At 68.7% G+C, this 25,677-nt stretch carries 22 protein-coding genes and 2 pseudogenes; 11 read left to right on the forward strand and 13 right to left on the reverse strand.

What is annotated here, in order from left to right; all coding sequences use genetic code 11:
* Positions 1-628, reverse strand: a 628-nt coding sequence (locus tag MAY35_RS14645) for an SGNH/GDSL hydrolase family protein (protein WP_374237962.1), incomplete at its 3' end; no start/stop codon positions are given.
* A 212-nt stretch (positions 629-840) separates the two neighbouring features.
* Between MAY35_RS14645 and MAY35_RS14650 the strand changes: the two genes are divergently transcribed.
* The 4 genes from MAY35_RS14650 to MAY35_RS14665 are packed head-to-tail and all read left to right on the forward strand — an operon-like array spanning position 841 to position 7,967.
* Complete coding sequence (locus MAY35_RS14650) at positions 841-2,235, forward strand: cystathionine beta-synthase (protein WP_238422036.1); 1,395 nt, start codon at positions 841-843, stop codon at positions 2,233-2,235.
* A gap of 10 nt (positions 2,236-2,245) precedes the next feature.
* Positions 2,246-3,418: a cystathionine gamma-synthase gene (locus MAY35_RS14655; protein WP_238422037.1), complete on the forward strand. Its 1,173-nt coding sequence runs from the start codon at positions 2,246-2,248 to the stop codon at positions 3,416-3,418.
* Between the two features lie 36 nt (positions 3,419-3,454).
* Entirely contained in the window at positions 3,455-4,654 is a 1,200-nt protein-coding gene (gene ilvA, locus MAY35_RS14660) for a threonine ammonia-lyase (RefSeq protein ID WP_238422038.1), read from the forward strand.
* A 43-nt stretch (positions 4,655-4,697) separates the two neighbouring features.
* A complete protein-coding gene (locus tag MAY35_RS14665) occupies positions 4,698-7,967 on the forward strand; it encodes a BTAD domain-containing putative transcriptional regulator (RefSeq protein WP_238422039.1) in 3,270 nt (1,089 codons plus the stop codon).
* Here the strand turns inward: MAY35_RS14665 and MAY35_RS14670 are convergent.
* The 3 genes and pseudogenes from MAY35_RS14670 to MAY35_RS14680 all read right to left on the reverse strand — a co-directional run bounded on the left by MAY35_RS14670 (position 7,949) and on the right by MAY35_RS14680 (position 10,424).
* Positions 7,949-8,783 (reverse strand): annotated as a pseudogene (locus MAY35_RS14670) (ABC transporter permease). The gene MAY35_RS14665 and the pseudogene MAY35_RS14670 sit on opposite strands and share 19 nt — an antisense overlap.
* On the reverse strand, positions 8,780-9,832 hold the full coding sequence (locus MAY35_RS14675; RefSeq protein ID WP_238422040.1) for an ATP-binding cassette domain-containing protein: 1,053 nt from the start codon (positions 9,830-9,832) through the stop codon (positions 8,780-8,782). The pseudogene MAY35_RS14670 and the gene MAY35_RS14675 overlap by 4 nt, the downstream one beginning before the upstream one ends.
* A gap of 73 nt (positions 9,833-9,905) precedes the next feature.
* Positions 9,906-10,424, reverse strand: coding sequence for an SRPBCC family protein (locus MAY35_RS14680; RefSeq protein WP_238422041.1), 519 nt, complete (start codon positions 10,422-10,424; stop codon positions 9,906-9,908).
* A gap of 195 nt (positions 10,425-10,619) precedes the next feature.
* On the opposite strand from MAY35_RS14680, the pseudogene MAY35_RS14685 reads away from it, so the two are divergent.
* Positions 10,620-11,554: pseudogene (locus tag MAY35_RS14685) on the forward strand (hypothetical protein).
* 140 nt (positions 11,555-11,694) lie between these two features.
* Here the strand turns inward: MAY35_RS14685 and greA are convergent.
* From greA to MAY35_RS14700, 3 genes are all read right to left on the reverse strand, one after another.
* Positions 11,695-12,186, reverse strand: coding sequence for a transcription elongation factor GreA (gene greA / locus MAY35_RS14690; protein WP_238422042.1), 492 nt, complete (start codon positions 12,184-12,186; stop codon positions 11,695-11,697).
* A gap of 129 nt (positions 12,187-12,315) precedes the next feature.
* A complete protein-coding gene (locus MAY35_RS14695; RefSeq protein ID WP_238422043.1) occupies positions 12,316-13,086 on the reverse strand; it encodes a queuosine precursor transporter in 771 nt (256 codons plus the stop codon).
* Positions 13,083-13,580: a DUF4307 domain-containing protein gene (locus tag MAY35_RS14700; RefSeq protein ID WP_238422044.1), complete on the reverse strand. Its 498-nt coding sequence runs from the start codon at positions 13,578-13,580 to the stop codon at positions 13,083-13,085. The genes MAY35_RS14695 and MAY35_RS14700 overlap by 4 nt, the downstream gene beginning before the upstream one ends.
* Positions 13,581-13,628: 48 nt before the next feature.
* Between MAY35_RS14700 and mca the strand changes: the two genes are divergently transcribed.
* The 3 genes from mca to MAY35_RS14715 all read left to right on the forward strand — a co-directional run bounded on the left by mca (position 13,629) and on the right by MAY35_RS14715 (position 16,169).
* A complete protein-coding gene (gene mca, locus MAY35_RS14705) occupies positions 13,629-14,525 on the forward strand; it encodes a mycothiol conjugate amidase Mca (protein ID WP_238422045.1) in 897 nt (298 codons plus the stop codon).
* On the forward strand, positions 14,525-14,836 hold the full coding sequence (locus tag MAY35_RS14710; protein ID WP_238422046.1) for a hypothetical protein: 312 nt from the start codon (positions 14,525-14,527) through the stop codon (positions 14,834-14,836). The genes mca and MAY35_RS14710 overlap by 1 nt, the downstream gene beginning before the upstream one ends.
* Before the next feature lie 244 nt (positions 14,837-15,080).
* Positions 15,081-16,169 (forward strand): 3-deoxy-7-phosphoheptulonate synthase, encoded by a 1,089-nt coding sequence (locus tag MAY35_RS14715; RefSeq protein WP_238422047.1) that lies wholly within the window; start codon positions 15,081-15,083, stop codon positions 16,167-16,169.
* Between the two features lie 64 nt (positions 16,170-16,233).
* Here MAY35_RS14715 and MAY35_RS14720 read toward each other — a convergent pair whose 3' ends face one another.
* From MAY35_RS14720 to MAY35_RS14735, 4 genes are all read right to left on the reverse strand, one after another.
* On the reverse strand, positions 16,234-17,868 hold the full coding sequence (locus MAY35_RS14720; RefSeq protein WP_238422048.1) for an alkaline phosphatase: 1,635 nt from the start codon (positions 17,866-17,868) through the stop codon (positions 16,234-16,236).
* A 107-nt stretch (positions 17,869-17,975) separates the two neighbouring features.
* Entirely contained in the window at positions 17,976-19,553 is a 1,578-nt protein-coding gene (locus tag MAY35_RS14725; protein ID WP_245404105.1) for a PepSY domain-containing protein, read from the reverse strand.
* A gap of 51 nt (positions 19,554-19,604) precedes the next feature.
* Positions 19,605-20,147 (reverse strand): hypothetical protein, encoded by a 543-nt coding sequence (locus MAY35_RS14730; RefSeq protein WP_238422050.1) that lies wholly within the window; start codon positions 20,145-20,147, stop codon positions 19,605-19,607.
* A 73-nt stretch (positions 20,148-20,220) separates the two neighbouring features.
* A complete protein-coding gene (locus tag MAY35_RS14735) occupies positions 20,221-20,889 on the reverse strand; it encodes a hemolysin III family protein (protein ID WP_238422051.1) in 669 nt (222 codons plus the stop codon).
* 140 nt (positions 20,890-21,029) lie between these two features.
* Here MAY35_RS14735 and MAY35_RS14740 point away from each other — a divergent pair, with 140 nt between their 5' ends.
* Entirely contained in the window at positions 21,030-21,812 is a 783-nt protein-coding gene (locus MAY35_RS14740) for an isoprenyl transferase (protein ID WP_238422052.1), read from the forward strand.
* A 48-nt stretch (positions 21,813-21,860) separates the two neighbouring features.
* Here the strand turns inward: MAY35_RS14740 and MAY35_RS14745 are convergent, their stop codons facing one another.
* The gene (locus MAY35_RS14745) at positions 21,861-23,354 is read right to left on the reverse strand and encodes a PLP-dependent aminotransferase family protein (RefSeq protein WP_238422053.1); all 1,494 of its coding nucleotides are present in this window, start codon (positions 23,352-23,354) and stop codon (positions 21,861-21,863) included.
* Between the two features lie 81 nt (positions 23,355-23,435).
* Between MAY35_RS14745 and MAY35_RS14750 the strand changes: the two genes are divergently transcribed.
* Positions 23,436-24,215: an SDR family oxidoreductase gene (locus MAY35_RS14750; RefSeq protein ID WP_238422054.1), complete on the forward strand. Its 780-nt coding sequence runs from the start codon at positions 23,436-23,438 to the stop codon at positions 24,213-24,215.
* Positions 24,212-24,715, forward strand: a complete 504-nt coding sequence (locus tag MAY35_RS14755; RefSeq protein ID WP_238422055.1) for a carboxymuconolactone decarboxylase family protein — start codon at positions 24,212-24,214, stop codon at positions 24,713-24,715. The genes MAY35_RS14750 and MAY35_RS14755 overlap by 4 nt, the downstream gene beginning before the upstream one ends.
* Here MAY35_RS14755 and coaA read toward each other — a convergent pair.
* Entirely contained in the window at positions 24,687-25,628 is a 942-nt protein-coding gene (gene coaA, locus MAY35_RS14760) for a type I pantothenate kinase (RefSeq protein WP_238422056.1), read from the reverse strand. The genes MAY35_RS14755 and coaA overlap by 29 nt on opposite strands.
* Positions 25,629-25,677: the final 49 nt, after the last annotated feature.

Genomic DNA, 25,677 nt, shown 5'->3' on the forward strand with positions numbered 1-25,677 from the left:
CCGCCGCCCGCTGCGCGGACGCGAGCACGAGGCCCCAGCGGCGCAGCACCGAGCGCAACGGTTGCGGGATCGCGGTCACCACACCGAAATCCGGGCACGTGCCGACGATCACCTGTGCTCCCTCGGCTTTCAGTGCCCGCACCGCCTCGCCGAGCCGCTGCGCGGACGCGAACGGCTCGTTGCGGGCCGTGACGTCGTTCGCCCCGACCAGGATCACCGCCACGTCGGGACGTTCATGGGAGACGAACATCGCCTCGATCTGGGCCGCGAGGCCCTTCGATGTCGCGCCGACGATGGCCTTGTTCGCGTAGCGGATCGTCTGACCCGTCTCGGCGGCCACCCGGCGGACGATCTGCACCCCGGGAGTCTCGTCGGCGGTCTCCGCGCCGAGACCCGCGGCCGTCGAGTCGCCGAAAACCACCAGGAACAGGTCGTACGTGGTCTCCCGGGTATGGCGGACGACGGTGCCGTCGGGGTGGTAGATGCCGTCGCCATCGGGGGCGTTGTCGGTGCGGTGGGGGATCACCACGCGGGCTTCGGCCGCCTGGCTGGTGAGCAGGTTGTACGCCGCCCACCCCGCGCCGGCTCCGGCCGCGGTGGCAGCAGCGGTGGCTCCCACGTCCCGGATGATTCTCTCGGCGATCAGCTTGCGACTCGAACCGGACACGGGTGCCAGTTTAGAGGCTTCGACGAGGCCGCCCCGCTCGCTCGTCGGGGACATGGGCTCCTCGCTCGCTCGTCGGGGACATGGGCTCCTCGCTCGCTCGTCGGGGACATGGGCTCCTCGCTCGCTCGTCGGCCGGGTGTCGGGGTTCGCGACGACTCTGGGACCATGGACACATGCGCATCGCGAATCACGTCGTGGACCTGGTGGGCAACACCCCGCTGGTCAAGCTGAACTCGGTGACCTCACCCGGATCGGGGCTGGTCGCGGCCAAAGTGGAGTACCTCAACCCCGGCGGCAGCAGCAAGGATCGCATCGCCGTCCGGATGATCGACGCCGCAGAGGCGTCCGGCGAGCTCAAGCCCGGCGGGACCATCGTCGAGCCGACGTCCGGCAACACCGGTGTGGGCCTCGCGCTGGTGGCCCAGCAGCGCGGTTACAAGTGTGTGTTCGTCTGCCCGGACAAGGTCGGCGAGGACAAGCGCAACGTCCTGCGCGCGTACGGTGCCGAGGTCGTCGTGTGCCCGACCGCGGTCGAGCCGTCGCACCCCGACAGCTACTACAACGTCTCGGACCGGCTCGTCACCGAGATCGAGGGGGCGTGGAAGCCCAACCAGTACGCCAACCCGGCCGGCCCGCAGAGCCACTACGAGACCACGGGTCCCGAGATCTGGGCCGACACCGACGGCAAGATCACGCATTTCGTCGCGGGCGTCGGGACCGGCGGAACGATCACCGGTACGGGCCGCTACCTCAAAGAGGTGTCCGGCGGCGCGGTGAAGGTCGTCGGCGTCGACCCCGAGGGTTCGGTGTACTCCGGCGGAACCGGTCGTCCCTACCTCGTCGAGGGTGTGGGCGAGGACTTCTGGCCCGCAGCCTATGACCCCGACATCCCCGACGAGATCATCGCCGTGTCCGATGCGGACTCGTTCGACATGACGCGCCGCCTCGCCCGCGAGGAAGGTCTGCTGGTCGGCGGATCATGCGGTATGGCCGTCGTCGCTGCTCTACAGGTCGCCGAACGCGAGGGACCCGACGCGGTGGTCGTCGTGCTGCTGCCCGATGGCGGGCGCGGATACATGGCGAAGATCTTCAACGACCAGTGGATGAGCAGCTACGGCTTCCTGCGGACCCCCCTCGATGCCAACACCAAGGAATCGCTCGTCGGAGATGTACTGCGCGGCAAGACCGGCGCGCTTCCCGACCTGGTCCACACGCATCCGCAGGAGACCCTGCGCGACGCCATCGAGATCCTGCGTGAGTACGGCGTCTCCCAGATGCCGGTCGTCGGCGCCGAGCCGCCCGTGATGGCCGGTGAGGTCGCCGGTGCGGTCACCGAGCGCGATCTGCTCAGTGCCGTCTTCGAGGGCCGTGCCAGCCTCGCCGATCCGGTGTCGGCCCACATGGGGGATCCGTTCCCGCTCATCGGTTCCGGTGAACCGGTGTCGGCCGCGACCAAGGCGCTCGGCGACTGCGATGCGCTCATGGTCGTCGAGGACGGCAAGCCCATCGGCGTGATCACGCGCCACGACCTGCTCGCCTTCGTGTCGAGCCACCCCATCGTCGGATAGGAGAAACATCGTGAGTGAACGACGCAGTGCCGCGGATTCGGTTCGCTGGCAGGGCTTCTCGACCCGCGCCATCCACGCCGGTTACGAGCCGGACCCGCAGACCGGCGCGGTGAACGTGCCGATCTACGCGAGCTCGACCTTCGCGCAGGACGGCGTCGGCGGACTCCGTGACGGTTTCGAATACGCCCGCACCGGCAATCCCACCCGCCGTGCCCTGGAGGCCAACCTCGCCGCCCTCGAACGCGGTACGTACGGAAGGGCTTTCGCCTCCGGTATGGCGGCCACCGACTGCCTCCTGCGGTCGACGCTGCGCCCCGGAGACCACCTCGTCATCCCCAACGACGCATACGGCGGCACCTTCCGGCTCATCGACAAGGTGTTCACCCAGTGGGGAATCACCTACTCGGTCGCCCCGGTGTCCGACGTCGCCGCGGTCCGTGACGCCATCCGGCCGGAGACCAAGCTCGTCTGGACCGAGACGCCGACCAACCCGCTGCTCAACGTCGGTGACATCGAGACCCTGGCCGCGATCGCGCACGAGGCCGGCGCCCAGCTGGTCGTCGACAACACCTTCGCCTCGCCGTACCTGCAGCAGCCCCTGACCCTCGGTGCCGACGTCGTCCTGCATTCGACGACCAAGTACCTGGGCGGCCACTCCGACGTCGTCGGTGGCGCACTGGTCACCGACAGCGAGGAACTCGACGAGGCGTTCGCGTTCCTGCAGAACGGCGCCGGTGCGGTTCCCGGACCGTTCGACGGCTTCCTCACCCTGCGTGGCATCAAGACGCTCGGCGTGCGGATGGACCGGCACTGCGACAACGCGGAGAAGGTCGTCGAGTTCTTGAACTCGCACGACAAGATCGACGCGGTCCTGTACCCGGGCCTGGAGAACCACCCCGGTCACGAGGTCGCGGGCAAGCAGATGAAGCGTTACGGCGGCATGGTGTCGGTGCTCGTGAAGGGCGGCATCGAGGAAGCCAAGCAGCTCTGCGCGCGCACCGAGGTCTTCACCCTCGCCGAATCACTCGGCGGCATCGAGTCGCTCATCGAACATCCGGGAGCGATGACCCATGCGTCGACCGCGGGGTCGTTGCTCGAGGTCCCCGCCAACCTGGTCCGGCTGTCGGTCGGCATCGAGGACATCGACGACATCCTCGGCGACCTGGAGAACGCACTGAGCTGATCGCGGACCGGCGGCGGGGAGCGGATGATGGGTGCCATGCTGCTCACCGCTGCCGACATCGACGACGCGACACGCGAACTCTCGGGTGTGATCCGGCGGACCCCGTCGATCGCCTCGCGGGTCCTGTCCGAGCGCAGTGGCGCCGACGTCTGGCTCAAGTGCGAGAACCTGCAGCGCACCGGATCGTTCAAGCCCCGTGGTGCATACCTGCGGATCTCGCGCCTGACGGCTGACGAGCGCGCCCGCGGTGTGGTCGCCGCCAGCGCCGGCAACCATGCCCAGGGTGTCGCATGGGCGGCGTCGGATCTGGGGATCGAATCGCGCGTGTACATGCCCGTCGGTGCGGCGTTGCCGAAGATCGCGGCGACGAAAGCCTATGGCGCCGAGGTGATGTCCGCGGGCGCAACCGTGGACGAGGCGCTTGTCCACGCCCAGCGGTATGCCGACGAGACCGGCGCGGTCCTGATCCACCCGTTCGATCACCTCGACATCGTGGCCGGACAGTCGACGGTCGGCGTCGAGATCCTGGAACAGATCCCGGACGTGTCGGCGATCATCGTGCCGCTCGGCGGGGGCGGTCTGCTGGCCGGTGTCGCCGCGGCCGTCCGGCTTCGACGTCCAGACGTCCGGGTCATCGGCGTTCAGGCCGCCGAGGCCGCCGCCTGGCCCGCGTCGCTCGACCGACGGCATCCGGTCCCGGTGGCGTCGATGAACACGATGGCCGACGGGATCGCCGTGGCGACACCGGGGGCCGTGCCGTTCGCTCACGTCACCGAGTTCGTCGACGAGATCGTCACGGTCAGCGAAGAAGAGCTCAGCACCGCGCTGCTGCTGATGCTGGAGCGGGCGAAGCTGGTGGTCGAACCCGCCGGGGCCGCGGCCGTAGCCGCCGCGGCGAGCGGACGGCTCGGGTTGTCCGGCACGGTCTGCGTCGTGTTGTCCGGCGGCAACATCGACCCCCTGCTGCTCCGGCATGTGACGACACACGGCCTGACGGCGGCCGGACGCTTCCTGACGGTGACGGCAACCGTCTCCGACCGTCCCGGCGGTCTCGTCGCGCTGCTGGAACTCCTGCGCGATCAGGGAGCGAGCGTGCTCGACGTGGTGCATTCGCGCGTCGCCGACGACCTGTACCTCGGCGAGGTGGAGGTGACGGTGAGTGTGGAGACGCGGGGTCACGACCATCAGCACATCGTGCGGCGGGCGCTCGCCGATGCGGGCTTCCTGCGGGACTGACCATCGGGGCGAGCCGAGACCGACCCGGCGCTAACCTGTCCTGGTGGTTTCCGACGGTTCCGTCCTGATCGGACTGCTGGGGCCGATCGCGGTGGCCGGCAGTTCCGACGACGCCGAACGTCCCGACCGTCTCGTCGAGGTCCCGGGGGTACGTGCCAAGCGCTTGCTGGTGTCACTCGCGCTGGCCGGCGGACGCACCCGCTCCGCGGACCGGCTCATCACCGACATCTGGGGCGACACACCGCCCCGATCACCGCACGGCGCCTTGCACACCCAGGTGTCGCGCCTGCGCAAGATCCTGCCTCCCGGAACCCTCGCCGGCAATGAGAACGGATACCGGCTGTCGCACTGCCGCACCGACATCGACCTGGTTTCGACCATGCTCTCCGACGCCGATCCGACATCGTTCGATCGCGCGCGGGAATGGTGGCGCGGCGAGCCCGGCGACGACCTCGGCGAGGACTCGTCGGTCGGAACGGCGCTGCGCGAACGCGTCCGCAGCCTCGAGGAGGCGGTCGACGCGGCACAGCTGACCGCCGCGCTCGCCCGCGGCGACCACCAGACCGCCCGGCGGGTCGCCGAACGTCGTTGCGCGCGAGACCCCCTGGACGAGTCGGCCCATGCGGGTCTCATGCGGGCGCTGGCGGGGGATGGGCGTACCGCGGGAGCGCTCGCGGTGTTCGATCGTCTTCGTCGCCGATTGTCGTCCGAGCTGGGTGTCGATCCCGGTGCGGAGGTGCGTCTCGTGTACGCCGAGCTGCTGGCGACGGACGGGCAGGGCGCGGATGGGGTCGTGGTGTCTCCGCCGATCGGTGGAAGCCGAACCGCCGGAACGCGATCGGCCCGCGCCGTCGGATTGCGCTCGTCGGCCACCGAACTGCTCGGCCGCGAGGCCGACATCGATGCCATCGCGGGCATGCTCCGCGACGGTCGCGTGGTCACCGTACTCGGGCCGGGCGGGGTGGGGAAGACACGCGTGGCCACCGAGATCGGACACCGCTTCCACGCCGACGGTGTACCGGTGTACTTCGTCGCGCTGGCGTCGGTGCGCTCCGACGACGACGTGGTCCCGGCCATCGCGGCGACCCTGGGCGTCGGAGAATCGGAGCTCTCCCCGTCGGGACGGCCGCGGATGGCCCCGGGCGATCTGACGGCGCGACTCGAGGACGTCCTGCGCGGCCATCCGGCGCTGGTGATCCTGGACAACTGCGAGCAGATCGTCGACGGTTGTGCTCGCGTGGTCGCCGAACTCACCGCCGCGGTCCCCGTGCTCCGCATCCTCGCCACCAGCCGCACGCCTCTCGCCGTCGCGGGCGAACAGGTCCGGCCACTGCCGGTTCTGGACACGTCAGGCGTGGATTCCGCAGCCGTGCAACTGTTCCGCACCCGAGCGCAGGCGGTTCGGCCGTCGGCGGACCTGCCGCGGGAGCGCATCGTCGAACTCTGCCGTCACCTCGATGGACTGCCCCTCGCGATCGAACTCGCGGCCGCCCGGATCCGAACCATGACCGTCGACGAGATCGCGAACCGGCTGGGGGAGAAGTTCGCCCTGCTCCGGTCCGCGGATCGGACGACGCCGGACCGGCATCGCACCCTCTACGCGGTCATCGAGTGGAGTTGGGAGCTGCTCGACGAGCCGGGCCGCGACGCGCTTGTTCGATTGTGCCGTTTCCCCGGCGGATTCCGGCGGTCTGCTGCCGAGGCGGTGACGGGTACCTCCGGCGCGGTGCTCGACGACACGCTCGAGAGCCTGGTCAATCAATCGCTGCTGTCGGTGAACGACCGCGACGGCGCGGCCCGGTTCCGCATGCTGGAGATGGTCCGCGAGTTCGGCGAGACCCGGATGGGTGCCGAGGCGGCCGCCCACATCGACGCACGGATGAGGTGGTGGGCGCGCGACTTCGTCGTGCGCATGCGCGACCTGGCCGAGAACGGGCAACACGCCGCCGGCGCGGGTGGGATCGCCGTCGAGGCCGACAACCTGACCTGGATTCTGCGGTCGGCCTGTGAGCTCGCGACGGTCGAACCGGCTGACGACGTCGTCGGAGTGATGACCACGGTGTACCCGGCGCTGGCCTACCACTGGACTGTGCGTGGACTGCACGGCGAGACGCGCACCTGGGGTGCGAGGGTGGTCATGGCACTGCCCCGCCCACCGGTGCGGCCGGACGACGCGACGCGGCAGAACTGGCAGATGACCGCCATCGTCGGGGCGGGCCACGGGATGATGACGGGCGAACGACGCGTGGCGGCCAAGGCCCGGTTCATCCTCCGACGCCTGCACCGCGCTCACCTCGCTCTCGACCGGGTGCCCGAGTTCGTGTCCGATGTCGCCCTCTCGGACAACGGTTCTCGGGCCTACCGGGTCATCTGCATGGCCGCCGGGAACGCTGTGGACGACGAGGTCCGCGGCCTCGCGCTCACTCTGCGGGCGCACCTGCGGGAGAACCGCGGGCTGGTGGGTCCGGCGCTGCGCGATTCGATGGCGGCCGCCACGACGATGGAATCCAGTCGTTATGCGCCGTGGTTCCAGGGCATGTGGCAGGCGAGCACGGCGAGCCTCTACGGACAGCAGGGACGGTACGGCGAGGCGGCGCGCACCTATCGGATCGGGATCGACCTCCTGGATCGACTGGGCGCCGTCGAGGACGCGCGGCAGATCCGGGTCTTCCTCGCGCTCACCCTGCTCGCCGACGATCGCCCCGATGACGCGCGCCGCGAACTGGCGATCATCACCGACGAGTGGGACCTGGACCACGAGGACCCGCCGGGCAATCCCGAGGTGACCGGTCCGGCACTGCTCTGTAGCGCCGAGCTGCTGCTGGCCGAGGGCACGCGCGACGCGGCGGCCGCGGCATTCGCCCGTGCGGCGCGGGTGATCGTGCGCGACCATCCGCTCGGCGTCGCCGACCCGTCGGTGCTCATGGTGGTCAGCGGCAGTGTGATCGGGCTCGTCCGGTCCGGAGACCTCGAGGCCGCGTGGGAGATGGTGCCGCAGCTGGTGAAAGGTCTCGACGACATGACGATCGGTCCGGGTTGGGAGGACCTGCCGCAAGCCGGCACCGTTGCGCTCGCGTTCGCGGTCCTGTGGGCTGCCGGCCGGCCGGACGACGGCGTCGGCCGACAGCTCGTCGAACTGGCTCTGAGGCTGCCGGGGCGACAGGACTATCCGTCGTTGCGGTGGGCTTTCGAGACAGTGCGTGCGCGGGCCGCCGCCGGCGATGTCCCCGTGACGCGGCACCGGCGGGCGTCGCGTCACGGGGCGGTGCAGACGCTGAACCGTCTGCTGCACGATCAGGCGTTGCGCATGTAGGCCTTCACGGCCAGAGGCGCGAACACCGCTGTGATGATCGCGGCGCCGGCCAGCGCCCACACGACGTGGATGCCGGCGTGGCCCGCGTTGGTCAGTTCGCGGACGGCGGTGACCAGATGACTGACCGGGTTGACGTTCACGAAGGCCTGCAGCCATCCCGGCATGGTGTCGACCGGGACGAAGGCGTTGGACATGAAGGTCAGGGGGAACATGATCATCATCGAGATCCCCTGTACGGCTGAGGCTTTGCGCACGAGGCAGCCCATCAGCGCGAAAATCCAGGAGACCGAGAAGCTGCAGACGAGGATCAGCGCGGCCGAGGCGACCACTCCGAGGGCGTCCGGGCGCCAGCCCATCAGCAGGCCCATGACCACGGTGAGGACCGTCGCGATCGAGTAGCGGATGACGTCGGCGAGCAGCGCACCCGCGAGGGGGCTGATGCGTGCGATCGGTAACGAGCGGAATCGATCGAACACGCCTTTGTCCATGTCCTCGCGCAACTGGGTGCCGGTGACGATGGAGGTCATGATGACGGTCTGCACGAGGATGCCCGGGATGATCACGGGTAGATAGGAATTCACGTTTCCGCTGATCGCGCCGCCGAAGATGTAGGTGAACATCAACGTGAAGATGATCGGCTGGAAGGTGACGTCGAAGAGCTGTTCAGGGTTGTGCCTGATCTTCAGCACACCGCGGTAGGCCATGCTGAAGGACTGCCGGAACGATTCGGTGAGGCTGATCGAGGTCTTGACGCGCGGACGGGTCGCTCTGGTRGTGATCGATGCGGCCGGGGGGGTTGTCGATGGTGGTGGTCATGCTCGGGCCTCCTGGGGGGTCTGGGGGTTCGTCGCGGCGTCGGACTCCGGGTCGGTGTCGGACTCGGCGGGCCGGCCGGTGATGGTGAGGAACACCTCGTCGAGGCTCGGCTTCTGCACGGTGATCTCTTCGATCCCGATCTGGTTCTCGCGCAGAGCGATCAAGACGTCGGGCACGAGTTCGGAGGAGCTCAGCGGGACGGTCACACGGGCTGCCTCCGGACTCAGCGCGGCCGGCTGGCCGAGGATTCTCCCCGCGATGTCGCACACCCGCGACGCGTCGTCTCGGCCCACCGGGACGAGCTGCAGGGTGCTGGCGCCGATCGAGTGTTTCAGTTCGTCGGCGGTGCCGTCGGCGATCACCAGGCCGTGGTCGATGACCGCGATCCGGTCGGCGAGTTGGTCTGCCTCGTCGAGGTACTGGGTGGTGAGCAGTACCGTCGAGCCGCCCGCGACCAGCCGGCGGATGGTCTCCCACATCTGGGCGCGGGTCCGCGGATCGAGGCCGGTGGTCGGCTCGTCGAGGAAGAGCAGCGGCGGGGTGTCGATGAGGCTGGCGGCGAGATCGAGTCGCCTGCGCATGCCGCCCGAGAAATTCTTCAAGGGCCGTGCCGCGGCGTCGGTGAGCGAGAACTCCTGCAGGAGTTCGTCGGCGCGTGACTTCGCGGCCACCCTCGAGAAGCCGAGCAGCCGTGCGAACAGCACGAGGTTCTGGGTGGCGGTGAGATCTTCGTCGACCGAGGCGTACTGCCCGGTGACCCCGACGAGCGACCGAACGGCGACCGCGTCGTCGACGACGTCGTAACCGAAGATATTCGCCTCGCCGGCGTCGGGGCGCAGGAGAGTGGCGAGCATGCTCACCGTGGTGGTTTTCCCGGCTCCGTTGGGGCCGAGCACGCCGTAGACCGATCCGGTCGGTACGGCCAGGTCGACGCCGTTGACGGCGCGGGTCGATCCGAAGTGTTTCACGAGTCCGCGTGCATCGATGGCGAGGTCGGTACCCGCAGGTACCGCCGGCCCGAATGCGGGATGGGGAGTGGTCGTTGTCATGCGACCACTCTGGGCCCGACCGCTGTCGTGGGGCTTGCACCGGCTTACGCCGGCTCGTGAGGACCGTCGCGGCTTACCGGGCGGGTTCGAGATTCGCGAAGTGCTTGAGGGTGTCGGCCTCGATGGTCTTGTACACCGTCGACGATGCGGGACCGGACAGTGCGGTCACGGCGCGCGACGAGGTGGGCAGTTCGAGGGCGAAGGTCCACTTGAGGCGGCACCCCACCTCCGCCGGTGTGATCTCGGTGGCCTCCCCGAAGCGTCGGATACCCGGCACGTTGGCACGGACAACGCGGAAACCGTTGCGGTAGATGCCATCTTCCGGGTTCTCGGTCCAGTCGAAGAAGTCTTCCTCGAGCGTCACGTATCCGGGGCCGAGCACGGCCTTGCGCGCGGTGCCCGGTCCGTACGGGGCGGGTGACACGAACTCGATCTTCTTGATCGCGCGACACCAGTCCAGGGTGTTCTGCCGGGTGAACTCCGCCCAGGCGCGCTGCGGCGAGACCGGCAGGCGGACGTCGATGACGTGACGGATCGGGGCGTCGTCGAAGAAGTCGATGTCGAAGGTTTCCAGCGTGTGGGAACGTGCCATGGGTCACATTGAAGCACGGGCCGACCCGGGCTCGCGGCCCGGACGGTGCCTGCCCGCTCTGACCGGCGAACCTCATTTCGACCGATGGACTTCGATCGAAGTCCAGGAGTCGAAATGAGGTTCGCCGGTCACGGCGCGGTCGTTGCGGTTCCGCGCGAGATGGATCCGTAGGCGGGTGTGATCCGTCTAAGCGTCATGGCCAGCTTTCCGACCGACCGATACGGACTCATCCGACGCAGCGCGACCCTACGTCTGGGGATCAACGACGATGTGATCGCTGCCGCCGTGAAGCGCGGCGAACTGATCCGACTTGCTCCGGGGGTGTGCGCGGTCTCGGTCGACGAGTCGTCACCTGAGGAGCCCGGGGAGCGGATCTATCGACTCAGATCCATTGCGGTGGCGACGTCGGCCCGTGATCAGGACGCGTCGGCATTGAGCCATGACTCGGCTGCGGCGGTGCACGCGCTCCCGCTGCTTCACCCTGAACGCCGGGTCGTGCACCTCACCAAAGTGGCTGAGGTGGGCGGGTTCGGGCACGGTCTGCGGGTGGTGCACGCCGGGCCCGTCAGGCCCGACGACCTGGTCGACCTCGACGGACTCAAGGTCACGAGTCTCGAGCGGACCGCGGTCGACGTGGCGATGGGTGGTGACTTCGCCCAGGCGCTGGTCGTTTTCGACCACGCGCTCGTCGCAGGTGCTGACGCGGCCACGATGACAGAGCTCTGGACTCGCGCACTCGGTGGCGGGGTGCGGGGATCGCTCGACGTGCGTTGTCGTATGCCGATGCCGCGTCGGAGAGTGTCGGCGAGTCGTGGAGTCGGGCGCAGATCATCGAAGCGGGGTTCCCGGTCCCTCGGCTACAGCACACCTTTCAGACCGCGGACGGTGTCGCGCGGACCGACTTCGACTGGGACGCAATACTTGTCGGAGAGTTCGACGGCCTGCAGAAGTATGGACGCCTGTTACGTGCAGGCGAGTCCCCGCGCGACGCGCTGATCCGGGAGAAGCGTCGAGAGGACGCGCTTCGTGCGCAGGGCGTTCTGGTGATCCGATGGACATGGGGCACGCTCGAACGAGGCGAGCTCGCGGGCCTGCTGCGGCCGTGGATGGACAAGCTCGCCGCCGCCTGACCGCCAGACCCCAACCCGACCCCCAGACCTCGATCGAAGTCTGCCGGTCGAGTTGACGTCCGGCGGTCGCGGCGCCAAAGGCCCGAACGACACGAAACCCGGGACGCGGAGGGCGCCCCGGGTTTCGATCGAGAGTGTGGTCAGCCGTGGTAGGGCTCTGCGCTGACGAGGGTCACCTTGATGGTGGCGCCGCTGGGCACGGAGTACTCACGGGTCTCGCCGACCTTGGCGTCGATGAGCGCTGCGCCGAGCGGCGAACTGGGGGAGTAGGTCTCCATGCCGCCCTGGCCGCTCTCCTCGCGGGTCGCGATGAGGAAGGTCTCGGTGTCCTTCTCGTCGCCGTCGTAGTAGACGGTCACGACGGAGCCCGGCAGGGCGACACCGGACTGCGTGGGGGCTTCGCCGACCTTCGCGTTGTTCAACAGTTCCTGCAGCTGGCGGATGCGCGCTTCCTGCTGGCCCTGCTCTTCGCGGGCGGCGTGGTAGCCACCGTTCTCCTTGAGATCGCCCTCTTCGCGACGCTCGTTGATCTCGGCGGCAATGACCGGACGGTTGGCGATCAACGAGTCGAGTTCGCTCTTGAGGCGGTCGTGCGACTCTTGGGTCAGCCAGGTCACCTGGGTGTCGGTCATCGGTCACTCCTTTGTGTTGTCCGCGCCCCCGGCGACCGTTTACACCAGGGGGCATATGGACTGCTAAAAATGCAGCAACACGACCCCTCGCGGAGCCGTGTATCCGTTCAGGGTACCAGGTGGTGAGACCTATGGCACATCGGTTGCGCTGCCCGGGGCCGACTCGAGAGCCTGCTGATAGGTGGGTTCGGCCCGTTTCAGCCATCCCACAACGAAATACGTCAGCGGCATGATCACGATCTCGACGAGCGTCTTCCAGACGAACCCGACGATCGTGTAGTTCACGAAGTCTCCCCAGGTGGAGATGCCCAGGGCGGTTGCCGCGATGGAGCAGAACACGATCGTGTCGGCGAATTCGCCGACAATCGTCGAACCCAGCAGCCGTGCCCACAGGTGGCGTTCGCCTGCGCGTTCCTTCATTTTGACCAGAACGAAGGAATTCAGGAATTCGCCGACGACATATCCGGCCAATCCGGCGAGCAGGAATTGTGGGACAACACCCGCGACCGTCTCGAAAGCCTGCTGGCCTTCGTAGAATTCGGCGACCGGAAGATGAATGGTCAACCAGAAACACAATGACGCGAGGATCAGCACCGCGAACCCGGCGAAGATGGTCCGGCGCATGGCGCGGAACCCGTAGACCTCGCTGATCACATCGCCCAGTACATAGGCGAGCGGGAACAGGAAGAAGGCGCCGTCGGTGACCAGTCCGTCCATCTGGATGGGCCCGAGGTCGACCTGCAGCCAGTCACTGAACAGGATGACACCCTTGGTGCCGGTGATGTTGCTGATCAACATCACGCCGACGAACAGCGCGACCAGGATGGGGAAGTAGCGGCTCCCGATGGAGGCGAACGCGGCGCGCGGGGCGTGCGTGTCGCCGGGCGTAGGCGCGGTCATCGGACCGACGGCCGGAGATAGGCGGGTACATCGGTGGTGCAGCCGAACACCTCACCGATCACCGGCGGCCTCGACGTCGTGACCTCGGTACGGACACCGATCCGCTCCGCCGAATCGGCGGGGATGAGGATCTCGCGGCGTCCGGTCTCGCCACCGTCACGGGAACGCCCGCGGACGACGCACGCGGCGGCCTTGCCCGGATCGGAACGTTCGACGGTGAACTGCACGGCCACGGTCGAATCGTCGATGATCTCGTAACCGGTCACCTCGCCGGTGACGTCGGCCGTGGAGAACTTGGTGTAGCCGATGGCAGCGAGTGCGACACCGGCCCCCACGACCAGCACCGACAATGCGATGAACCACCGTCGACGACTCTGCGCGGTCTCCGACCTCTCGGGGTAGGTGGCGCGCGGACCACTGCGCGGCCGACCCGTGTCACCGGTCGAGCGCGGGGTGTCGCCCGCGTCTGCGGCGCCCCCGTCCGAACTGTTCACGCGTCAATACCTACCATGGGACCAGTAACGATCCGAAGGTGAGGAACTGTGATCGAATCCCACGCCGGCGACCCGAAGTCGGGGGCGTTCCGGCTGATGGCGGTGCATGCGCACCCGGACGATGAGTCGAGCAAGGGTGCAGCCACGACCGCTAAATATGCGGCCGAGGGCAACGAAGTGCTCATCGTCACACTGACCGGCGGTGAGCGCGGCGACATCCTGAATCCGGCGATGGACCGCCCGGGCATCAAGGAACGCATGACCGAGGTCCGCCGCGAGGAGATGGCCGCGGCCGCCGCGGCACTCGGTGTGCAGCAGACGTGGCTCGGCTTCGTCGACTCCGGACTGCCGGAAGGCGACCCGCCACCGCCGCTGCCCGAAGGGTCGTTCGCGACGGTGCCGCTCGATGAGGCCACCGAGGCGCTGGTTCGAGTGGTGCGCGAGTTCCGTCCGCACGTGATCATCACCTACGACGAGCACGGCGGATATCCGCATCCGGACCACATCCGATGCCACGAGGTGTCGGTGGCCGCGTACGAGCAGTCCGGCGACCCGGAGGCCTTCCCCGACGCTGGTGAACCGTGGACGGTGTCGAAGCTGTACTACACGCACGGCTTCATCCGGGACCGGATGGTCCTGTTCTCCGACGAGTTCGCGCGGCACGGCCAGGAGAGCCCGTTCGCCGAATGGCTCAGCAAGTGGGATCCGAGCCGTGGTGATCTGATGGGCCGCGTCACGACGCAGGTCGAGTGCTCCAAGTACTTCCCGCAGCGGGACGACGCCCTCCGCGCGCATGCGACGCAGATCGATCCGAACGGCGTGTTCTTCGCGGTGCCCCAGGAGTGGCAGCAGCGGCTCTGGCCGACCGAGGAGTTCGAGCTGGCGAGGACCCGGGTCAAGACCGCGCTTCCCGAGACCGATCTGTTCGCCGGAATCGAGGCGTGATGACCACCGCCACCGTCGTCGACACCGTGATGTTGCTCGCCGCCGAGGAGCCCCAGGGGCCGGAGTTCGGCAAGGCGTCCCCGCTCGGACTGCTCGTGATCCTGCTGCTGCTCGTCGGCACCGCGTTCCTCATCTGGTCGATGAGCCGGCAGCTCAAGAAGCTGCCTGCGTCGTTCGACACCGAGCACCCCGAGGCCGATCAGGCCTTCGACGAGGGCACCGACATCCCCGGTGCCGTCGACCCGGCCTCCGATGCTCCCGACATGACGAAGTCGTCGGGGACCGACGAGCGACGTCCCGCGGACACCTGACGGATCCTGGCCTCGAACGGCTCGTGCTACTGTGGTCGCCGTGATCAGCACCGTGCGCGCGTATTGGCGCTTTATCGAGGCTCCGGGTGGGGCCGAGATGAAGCGTTGATCTGACGCGCGCACGTACACCCGGAGCCCGAGCAGCGACCAAGACGGTCGCTGCTCTTGTCATTTGAGCGGGGCTCCGACCACACCCAGGGCATGCCTCGCCACCGACAGGGCATGACCTCGAAAGGCACTCACCGTGACCACACTCCCGGACCTCCCGACCCGAGCAGCCGACTCCACCGAGTCCACCTCCGACCGCCGGATCAGGGCGTTCCGTTCGATCCCGTCTCCCGACACCGTGCGCAGCGAGCTGCCGCTGACCGCGCGCCGTGCCGTCGCGGTCCAGCGCGACCGCGACGAGATCGCCGACATCCTCGCGGGCCGCGACGACCGACTGCTGGTGATCGTCGGCCCGTGCTCGGTGCACGATCCGATCGCCGCCATCGACTACGCACGCCGTCTGGCGCCGCTGGCCGACGCCTACGCCGAGCGCCTCAAGATCGTGATGCGCGTGTACTTCGAGAAGCCGCGCACCACCGTCGGGTGGAAGGGGCTCATCAACGACCCCGGGATGGACAACACCTTCGACGTCGAGCGCGGACTGCGGACCGCCCGGTCGTTGCTGCTCGACATCATCGACCTCGGGCTGCCGGTCGGCTGTGAGTTCCTCGAACCGACGAGCCCGCAGTACATCGCTGACGCGGTCGCCTGGGGTGCCATCGGCGCACGGACGACGGAATCCCAGGTCCACCGGCAGCTCGCCTCGGGCCTGTCCATGCCGATCGGGTTCAAGAACGGCACCGACGGCAACGTGCAGGTCGCGATCGACGGCGTGAATGCCGCTGCCGCAGAACACGTCTTCTTCGGAGTCGACGACTTCGGGAACGGCGCCGTGGTGGAGACCGCGGGCAACGAGGACTGCCACGTCATCCTGCGCGGTGGCACCCGGGGCCCGAACTTCGATGCGGAGTCGGTGGCCGCCGCGACCGAGGCCCTGTCGAAGGCAGGTCTGCCCGCACGCGTGATGATCGACTGCTCGCACGCCAATTCGGGGAAGGACCACGTCCGCCAGGCCGAGGTCGCGAGCGAGATCGCCGCTCGGCTCCGCGCGGCGCGTGAGGCGGGCGAACCGTCGACGATCAGTGGCGTCATGCTGGAGAGCTTCCTCGAGCCGGGTGCACAGTCGACCGAGGCCACGCCGCTGGTGTACGGCAAGTCGGTCACCGACAAGTGCATGGGCTGGGAGGCCAGCGCGCAGGTTCTCGCGGCGCTCGCCCGGGGGTAGCACGCCAACGCAGAACTCCGTGCCGGCTCGGCACCACGCCGGTGTTCCCCGGGGAGCGTCGCCGTCAGACGACGTCGACCTCGGCAGTGGCGTCCGGGATCGTGATCAGAGCCCGGCGGTGCAGCGATCCGCGAGGTGACTGCACCGCCGGGGCCACCCGGAACTCAGCCTCCCATCGATCGGCGTGAATCCGGTTCAGGAGGTAGCCGCGCTGCGAGTTGCCGAATCGGACGTGCGGGGACGCGGCCTTCAGCCGGCGGTCACCCTCGTCGCTGTCCTCGCCGTCACCGCCGGAGGTCACCGAGGTGACCGCGAGTTCCACTCCACGGGTGGGGGATTCATCGGTGTAGCGCGTGCGCAGATCGCTCACGACGCTGCGATGGATGTCTCCCGCGAGCGACACCAGATTGCGCACGCCGCGCTCGGCGGCGCCGTCGAGCACTCGCCGCCGGGACTCCTCGTATCCGCTCCAGCCGTCCATGCTGACCGCGCGGGTCGACCCCGCCGACCGCGCCAGATCGGCCATCGGCACCTGTTGGGCGATCACGTCCCACCGGTGGCGCGACGCGGCGAGACCGTCGAGGAGCCAGCGCTCCTGTGCGCGGCCGAGGATCGTCCGTGACGGGTCGGCGGTCCGCGCGTTCTGGCCGGTGTCGTTGTCGCCGTTGACCTGATCGCTGCGGTGACTGCGCGTGTCGAGCAGGTTGATCTCGGCGAGATCACCGAATGCGAGACGACGCTGCGCGCGGACCACTGTCCCGTCCGGCCGTGCGACCGTCCGCACCGGCGTGTTCTCCCACCACGCGCGGAGAGCTTGCGCGCGGCGGACGGCGAACGCGGCCCGCGACGTGTCGTCCTCGGGAACGTCTGCGGCCCAGTTGTTGTCGACCTCATGATCGTCGAAGGTGATCACGAAGGGTGCCATCGCGTGAGCGAGCTGGAGATCGGGATCGGACTTGTAGAGGGCGTACCGTTCGCGGTAGTCGTCGAGGTCGGCGGCTTCCCGGGTCGCCGAGATCGGCAGCGACGCACCGCGTCTCGCGCCACCGTGCTTCGGGACGGGCTTCTCGTAGATGTAGTCGCCCAGGTGGAGCACCAGATCGGGTGCGTGGGCGGCCATGTCGGCGAACGCGTGATAGTAACCGTCTGCCCAGTTCTGGCAGGACGCGACGGCGATGGACATCGTCGACACGTGGGCGCCCGGGGCCGGCGCGGTGCGGGCCCGCCCGATCGCGGAGATCTCACCCAGTGCGCGGAATCGGTAAAAGTAGTCCGTGCCAGGCGCCAGACCGCGTACGTCGACGTGCACGCTGTGTCCCCATTCGGGTGTCGCGTGGGCGACGCCGCGACGCAGGACGCGGGCCATCGTCTCGTCGGGGCCGATCTCCCATTCGACCGCGACCACGGCCGATCCCATGCCGCCGGCGGGTGCGAAGGGGTTGCGGGACAGGCGAGTCCAGAGGACCAATCCGTCGGGGAGCGGGTCCCCGGACGCGACGCCGAGCGCGAAGACACCCGTGGACGCCGCTGCGGCCGGGGCGGACGGCGTGGCCCCGTCGAGCAACCCGGGGGTGAACGCCAGACCGCCGACGAGTGCCGACCAGGTGAGGAATCGTCGTCGGGAGGTGCCTGCGCGGAGGGTGAGGTCGGGGTCGCAACGGAGAGAGGCCGGAAGTCCACCGGCCGGGAGTCCCGGCATGACCTCACCCGACCAGTGGCAGCTGACCTCGCCACCACCTTCGGGCTGCGGGCACGTGATGTGTGCGTGAATACTCGCCCACCACGCCACGTGCCCGCCCAGGACGACTACCGGTCGGGCCCCGGGGCTCGAACGGTTCTGCCCGCCGCGCTTGCCACCCGACGGCGCGCCCGAAGCCCGAGCCCGGCGTCGATGATAAGGAAGACCAGCAGGCTGACGCCGAGCAGCGGAACGACATAGCCCACGGCCAGGGCGATCACTGCTACCGCGACGACCGCCGGCGCCGGGAGTCGGCGCAGTGCCCCACGGACGGGCGGACGACCGACAGCCCGGCGGCCCGTTCGTCGCGGCCGTCGTTGCCACCACATCTGGTAACCGCGAACGATCAGCACCACCAGGGCCACGGCCAACAGCAGGAGCGCGACCTGGTTGACCCAGCCGAACAGGATGCCCATGTGCAGCGCGATGCCCCAGGTGCTGAGCTTCGCCGCGAGAGGCCAGTCCGCGAACCGGGATTCGTCGACGACCCGGCCGGTGGTCCCGTCCACGGCGACCGAATCCTGGGCGAACTGCCACGGCTGCCGGGTCTGGGCCACGGTGAACGCCGTGCCGGGCGCGGCGGGAATCGACACCTCGACATTACCGTCCACGCCGGCCTCCCGGGCGGTGTCGACCACCCGATCGAGTTGCGCCACGGACGCCGTGGGCGACATCGGGACGTCCGGATCGTTATCCCCGCGCGCACCGTGGTCCCCGTGGTCGCCCTGGCCCCCGTGTGCACTGTGGTCCCCGTGTCCGGCGGGCGCCGACGAGGATCCCGTCAACGCGGTGTCGACCGCGGGCGTCGTCCAGTTCAGTGCTGTCCGGAGGTCGGACACGTTGTCACCCGCGAACTTCGACCAGGTGAGTCCGGTGGCGGACAGGAACACGAGCCCGAGGGCGATCCATATCCCGATGACGCCGTGGCGGTTTCGTGTGCGTGTGCGCCCGGTGGCGGTCCGGTCGAAGGCCGCCAGGTCGGCGATGCGCCGCTTCTTGCGCGCGCGATACGCGGAGATCCACAGCGCCAGACCACCCAGCGCGATCACCCACAGCCACGACGCGGCGAGTTCGCTGTAGACCCGGCCCGGCTCGCCGAGATGGAGGTTGCGGTGCGCGACGCTCAGCCACGTCCGCAGAGGCAGTGATGCGCTGCTTCCGTATGACGTCAGCTCGCCTCTCGACTCGAGCGTGACCGGGTCGATGAACACCGCCAGACGCTGTGACTCACCGAGGGATGGGTCGTCGAACAGCACGCGGGTGGTGTCGCCTGCCCGGGCGCCCGGGCGGACTGCCGACACCGTGAGGTCGGGTCGCAGACGCGTCGCGGCGCCGACCTGTTCGGCGAGGGGGCGGGCGTCGCCCGCGCTGTCGGTGTGCAGTTGGTCGCGGTAGACGAGTTGTTCGAGTGACGGGGCGATGGCGTACAGGCCGCCGGTCACGGCGGCGACGACGAGGAAGGGCGCCACGAGGACGCCCGCGTAGAAGTGCAGGCGCCGGAGGAGTGGCTGCCAGCTGTGCGGCGATGTCGGCGGGTCGGTGGTGGGCGGGGATCCGGTGGTGTCACCGGGATGGGAAAGGTCGGGCAGGGTCACGTGAAAGGGCCTCTCGTGGCGAAAGTGGCACGCGCACAGAACGAACGGCATACGCGCACCGACCGGCCCGTCGGGAAAGACGGGTCGGCGAGGAAGGAGATGTCAGTACGAGAGGATCGGCGGGCCGCGGTTGTCGAGCGCGGCGATGGCGCGCAGACCGGGCCGGGCGTCGGCGTCCGGGACGGCGGGAACGTGTGCCCGCGTGTCGTCGGAGAGCGGGTCGACCACCACGTGTAGCAGCGCGACGACCGCGGTGAGGATGCTCGTCAGGGCGGGTTCGACGACGCGGATCGCAACAGCGGTGACCAGGGTCGCGACCGCGTGTACGAGCAGCATCGCCTGACTGGGGGAGTGGGCACCCATGTCGTGATGCGCGGACGAGGCGTCCAGCGCGCCGAGCGAGAAGTGTGCCAGTGCCTGTCCGGCGGCGAGCATCCCGAGACTGGAAACCCAGCCGGGCCCGCGCCGCGACATCGAGGCGATGGTCCAGCCGAACACCGCACAGGCCGCGGTCATGAGCAGGAGTGATGTGGGCGCCGGTAGAGCTCCGGATGCCATGCCGTGCGCGGTCACCGCGGTGCTCGCGGAGAGCGCGCCGACGACACCACCGCGCAGGCGGTGGACGGCGCGCTGGTCCGGGGTCACGCCATGGAGCATAGCGACGCCGGCCCCGGCCCGATCGGCCGCCTGACCTGCCCGAGACGTCGGGCCGGGATGTCTAGCCGAGCAGCAGTGACCAGGCCGCGATGTAGTGGAGCAGCGCGGCGATGGCGGTGCAGACGTGGAACACCTCGTGATGACCGAAGGTGGCCGGCCACGGGTCGGGCCACCGCGCCGCGTAGAGCACGCCGCCGACACTGTAGAAGATGCCACCGAGGGCGAGCAGGACCATCACCCCGACACCGGTCCGGTCGACGAGCGCGGGCGCGACGCCGACGATGACCCAGCCGAGTGCGATGTAGAGGGTGACGCCGAGCCAGCGCGGCGCGGCCGGCCACGCGATCTTCAGCGTCGCCCCCGCGATCGCGCCGGTCCAGACGATGCCCAGCACCCACCAGCTGGTCGGTGAGGGCAGGCCCAGGGCGCAGAACGGCGTGTAACTGCCGGCGATGAACACGAAGATCATCGCGTGATCGGCGCGCTTCATCCGCAACCTCGCGCGCGTCGTCTGCCACGCGATGCGGTGATAGGCGGCGCTGACGGAGAACAGGCCGACGACGGTGAGTGCGTAGATCGCACAGGTGATCACGGCCACTGCGCCCGCGGTGAGGGCCGCACCGATGACCAGCGCGAGACCGGCCAGGGCGGCCACATACGCCGAGTAGTGATGGATGACGCCGCGCAGGCGAGGGCGGTCGTCCACCGGGAGATTCAACGACGTGTTCACACAACCTACGGTACCGTAACTTCTGGGTTCAGCAGTTGGATCGTTCCGCTGCGTCGGAGTCGGTTGGCTCGCATCGTGGCGCGTAAGGTGTCGGACGTGACACGAGGCCGCGAACACGCTGACGCCGGGTCGGGGCGTCGATGAAATTGTTGCCGGACCGGTTGCGTCGACCCGTTCTGTCCGTCTACGAGCGCAGGCTCATCCAGTTGCTCGACCCCGAGCGCCTACCGCGACATGTGGCGATCATCTGTGACGGCAATCGCCGGTGGGCACGTGAGGCAGGCTTCGACGATGTGAGTCACGGTCATCGGGTGGGCGCGCAGCGCATCGCGGACATGCTCGGTTGGTGTGCCGGACTCGGCATCGAGGCCGTCACCATCTATCTGCTGTCCACCGAGAATCTCTCACGCGCGTCCGATGAGCTCGACGCGCTGCTCGAGATCGTGCCCGACATCGTCGACGAGATCTCCTCACCCGCGGGCGGCTGGCGGATCCGGATCGTCGGCACCCTCGACTCGCTGCCCGACCCCGTCGCCCAGCGACTCCGCGCCGCAGCGGAACGCACCTGCGAGCGGGACGGGATGAACGTGAACGTCGCCGTCGGGTACGGCGGACGACAGGAGATCGTCGACGCCGTCCGGGCGCTGCTCGACGAGAAGCTCGCGCAGGGAGCCACTCCCGCCGAGATGATCGACGCGGTGACCGTCGAGGCGATCGACGCCAACCTCTACACCAAGGGGCAGCCCGACCCGGACCTCGTGATCCGGACCTCGGGGGAGCAACGCCTGTCCGGATTCCTGTTGTGGCAGAGCGCCTATTCCGAGATCTGGTTCACCGACGCGTACTGGCCGGAGTTCCGTCGTGTCGATTTCCTTCGCGCCCTGCGTGATTACTCCGCGCGGAGCCGACGCTTCGGCAAGTGACCACGACGGCGCGGCCTCGCACGCCGGGGCGTCTCTCGTCGGGGGCGGTCATGGGTGAGGAACGCCGGCGAGCAGGTCGGCGAGTGCCGCGAGGTCGGCGGTGAAGGTCGACGCGGCGGGTGTCCCGAAACCGACGGCGACACCGCCGCGGGGCATCGGTTCCGCCTCGGGATGCCGGAACAACGACTGGCCGACGACCGCGATGCCCCGTTCGTAGGCACGGTGGACGAGCGAGCCCTCGACGGCGTGGTCGACCGGTATCAGGGCGTGCAACCCGGCCGCGATGCCGGGGAGTTCGAGGCCGATCTCGGAGACGACGTCGACCAGATCGTCGCGCCGCTGCCGGTAGACCTGCCGACTGCGCCTGATGTGCCGGTCGTAGGCGCCGGAGGTGATCATGTCCGCGAGCACGAGCTGATCGATGATGCCGGCGTCGGGTTCGCGGATCCCCTTCGCGTTCAGAACTCGTCCGACGAGCTCGGGAGGCATCGCCAGCCACCCGGCGCGGACCGCGGGTGACAGGCTCTTGCTCATCGAACCCGCGTGGATCACCACATCTGGACCCAGCGCCTGCAGCGCGCCGACCGGGTCACGGTCGTAACGGAACTCGCCGTCGTAGTCGTCCTCGACGATGATCGCCCCGGTGCGCCGTGCCCAGTCGACGACCTGCATCCGCCGGGCCGGTGACAAGGCGACGCCGGTGGGGAACTGGTGGCTCGGCGTCAGCAGCACTGCGGAGGCGCAGGTGCGTTCCAGATCGTCGATCACCATCCCGGCGTCGTCGACCGCAACCGGCACGACGCGTGTGCCACCTCGCTCCAACGCCTGCCGGTGGAAGGGGAGGCCATGACTCTCGACAGCGACGACATCTCCGAACACGCTGCGGGACAACAGCTCCAGAGCAGCCATCACCGAGGTGCCGAGCACGATGTGGTCGGCGGCCGTGCGTACCCCACGCGTGCGGCTCAGGTAGGTGGTCAGGGCGTGGCGCAGTTCGGGACGTCCCTGCGGGTGCGCCGGAGAGAAAGTGTCATCCGGCGTCTCGGTGAGGACGCGGCGAGTGGCGCGGACCCAGTCGGCGCGGGGGAACAGTCCGGCGCAGGGCTGTCCGAGGGAGAAGTCGTGCCGGATGGTGTGGGGGAGTGCGGTGGCCCTGATGCTGGACGAGATCGGCCCGCGCGCCGCACCCTCGGCGACACGCGTGGCCGAGCCCTGTCGTGCGATCAGCCAGCCCTCGGCGATCAGTTCCTGATAGACCGTCGACACCGTGCCCCGTGCGAGCCCGAGATCCGCGGCAAGCGAGCGGTAGGGCGGTAGCGCCGTGCCCGGGGGTAGGCGGCCGTCGAGGATGGCCGCGCGTAGAGCTTCGGTCAGCGCCCGGCGTCGGGTCGCACCGCGCCCGCGGGCGCTGACCCCGGGGTCCGGTTGTAGGTCCAGGAACAGGTCCGCGCCGAGCCGCTGGGCGACCTCGTCCCACGGGTCTGTGGATGCCGACGGTGGAGGCGACACCTCCGGCGTGGAATTGACCCGCTTTTCTGTCATCGGATTGGACCACTTTCTTGCGCTAATCCCGTTCTAGCCTAAACGCAGTACACCAGTGATGTCCGTTGGAGGAGGAACAAGATGAAGGTCGTGATCGTGGGAGCGAGCGGTGCCCTGGGGAGCAGGCTCGCCGACCTGCTCGTCGCGCGAGGGGACGAGGTGGTCCGCGCGAGCCGCGCGACCGGCGTCGACGCCTACGCCGGAACAGGTCTCGCCGAGGCCTTCGCCGGCGCCGACGCCGTGGTGGACTCGCTGAGTCTGCAGACACTGAAGGCGGAGGAGGCGATCGACTTCTTCGAATCGACGGCGACGAACATCGCTCGAGCCGCCGCCCAGGCCGGCGTCGCCCACGTGATCGTCGTGTCGATCGTGAACGCCGGCGACCCGGCGGTGAACGCGAAATTCGGTTACTACCAGGGTAAAGCCGCCCAGGAAGCGGCCTATCGAAAGGTTCTCGGCCCGGACATCCTGACCGTCTTCGCCTCGGTGCAGTGGTTCGAACTCGCCGAACAGATGATGGGCTCGATGAGCTTCGGTCCCGTCGCGGCCGTCCCGAGGATGCAGTGCGCCCCGGCGGCTGTGTCGGACGTGGCGGTCGCGCTGGCCGATGTGGTCACGGCCGGCCCCCAGGACAAGGCCACGGTGGAAATCGCCGGACCCGATCGCATGGACCTGGTCGACGTCGCGAAAGCTCTTGCCGCACAGACCGGCACGCCGCGCTGGGTGGTGGGCGTGCCGGTCGGCGGGCGTGCGATCCGCCACGGCGGACTGGTCCCCGCAGCGCCCGATGTGGTCACGACGACGACACTCGGCGGGTGGCTGGCCGGCCGAGAACGCGCCCAGGTGGGTGAGAACCGATGACCGGCGGAGCACGCCCCGACACGAGAATGTGGATGCCGCACGACAATCCGGCGGTCTACAAGGCGTTGGTGGCACTGCAGCGGGCGTCGTCGACGGGCGTCGACCCGGAGCTCGCCGAGCTCATCGTGATCCGCGCGTCGCAACTCAACGGCTGTGCGTACTGCCTGCACATGCACACCTCCGACGCCCTGGCCAAGGAGATCGATCCGCACAAGCTCATGCTCATCGCTGCATGGCGCGAAGCCGGTCCGGTGTTCACCGCCGTCGAACGTGCTGTGCTCGCCCTCACCGAATCCGTCACGAGGATCGGCGACCACGGTGTCCCGCAGGACGTGTTCGATTCGGTGCGTGACCATTTCGACCCCGTCGAGACGGGACAGCTCGTCGCGTCGATCGTGATGATCAACGCCTGGAACAGAATCGCCCTCGCGGGTGCCTATCCGGCCGGACTCGACGAGCGTCGTGCGACGCTCAGAGCTTCCGCAGGCGCACCCGGTTGATGGAATGGTCGTAGTCCTTGCGCAGCACCAGCGACGCCCGCGGCCGGGTGGGCAGGATGTTCTCCATCAGGTTCGGGCGGTTGATGGAGGTCCACAGATCCCGCGCCGCGGCCGTCGCCTGGTTGTCGGTCAGCGAGGCATAAGCGTGAAAGTGGGAGTCGGGGTTGGCGAATGACGTGGTCCGCATCTGCAGGAATCGCGAGATGTACCACTCCTCGATGTCGTCGATCTTCGCGTCGACGTAGATCGAGAAGTCGAACAGATCCGAGACCATCAGCGTCGGCCCGGTCTGGAGCACGTTGAGACCCTCGAGGATCAGGATGTCGGGCTGCCGGACGTAGTGGTACACGTTGGGAACGATGTCGTAGGCCAGATGCGAATACACCGGCGCCGCGACCTCCCGCGCACCCGATTTGACCTCGGTGACGAAACGCAACAGCGCACGCCGGTCGTAGGACTCGGGAAATCCCTTGCGATGCAAGATGCCCCGGCGTTGCATCTCGTCGGTCCGCAACAAGAAGCCGTCGGTGGTCACCAGGTCGACCTTGGGATGGGACTCCCACCGTGCCAGCAGTGCCGCCAACACTCGGGCGGTGGTCGACTTCCCGACGGCGACACTGCCCGCGATACCGATCACGAACGGCACCTGGCGGTTGGTCTGGCGCTCGCCGAGGAAGGTCGAGGTCGCCGCGAACAAACGTTGTCGCGCAGCCACTTGCAGATGGATGAGACGTGACAGCGGGAGATAGACGTCGGCGACCTCGTCGAGATCGATCTGCTCACCCAGGCCGACGAGCTCTGCCAGTTCGTCCTCGGTGAGGACCAGCGGCATCGATTCGCGCAGTTCGCGCCACTGCCTCCGGTCGAGTTCGAGATAGAGACTCGGATCCCGATCGGTGGCGTTGCGGGCCATCAGGGCAGCTCCGCCGACGTCGATACCACCGCTCCCGGAGTGATCATGC

The sequence above is a fragment of the Gordonia sp. 'Campus' genome, from assembly GCF_022206305.1.
Classification (GTDB): Bacteria; Actinomycetota; Actinomycetes; order Mycobacteriales; family Mycobacteriaceae; genus Gordonia.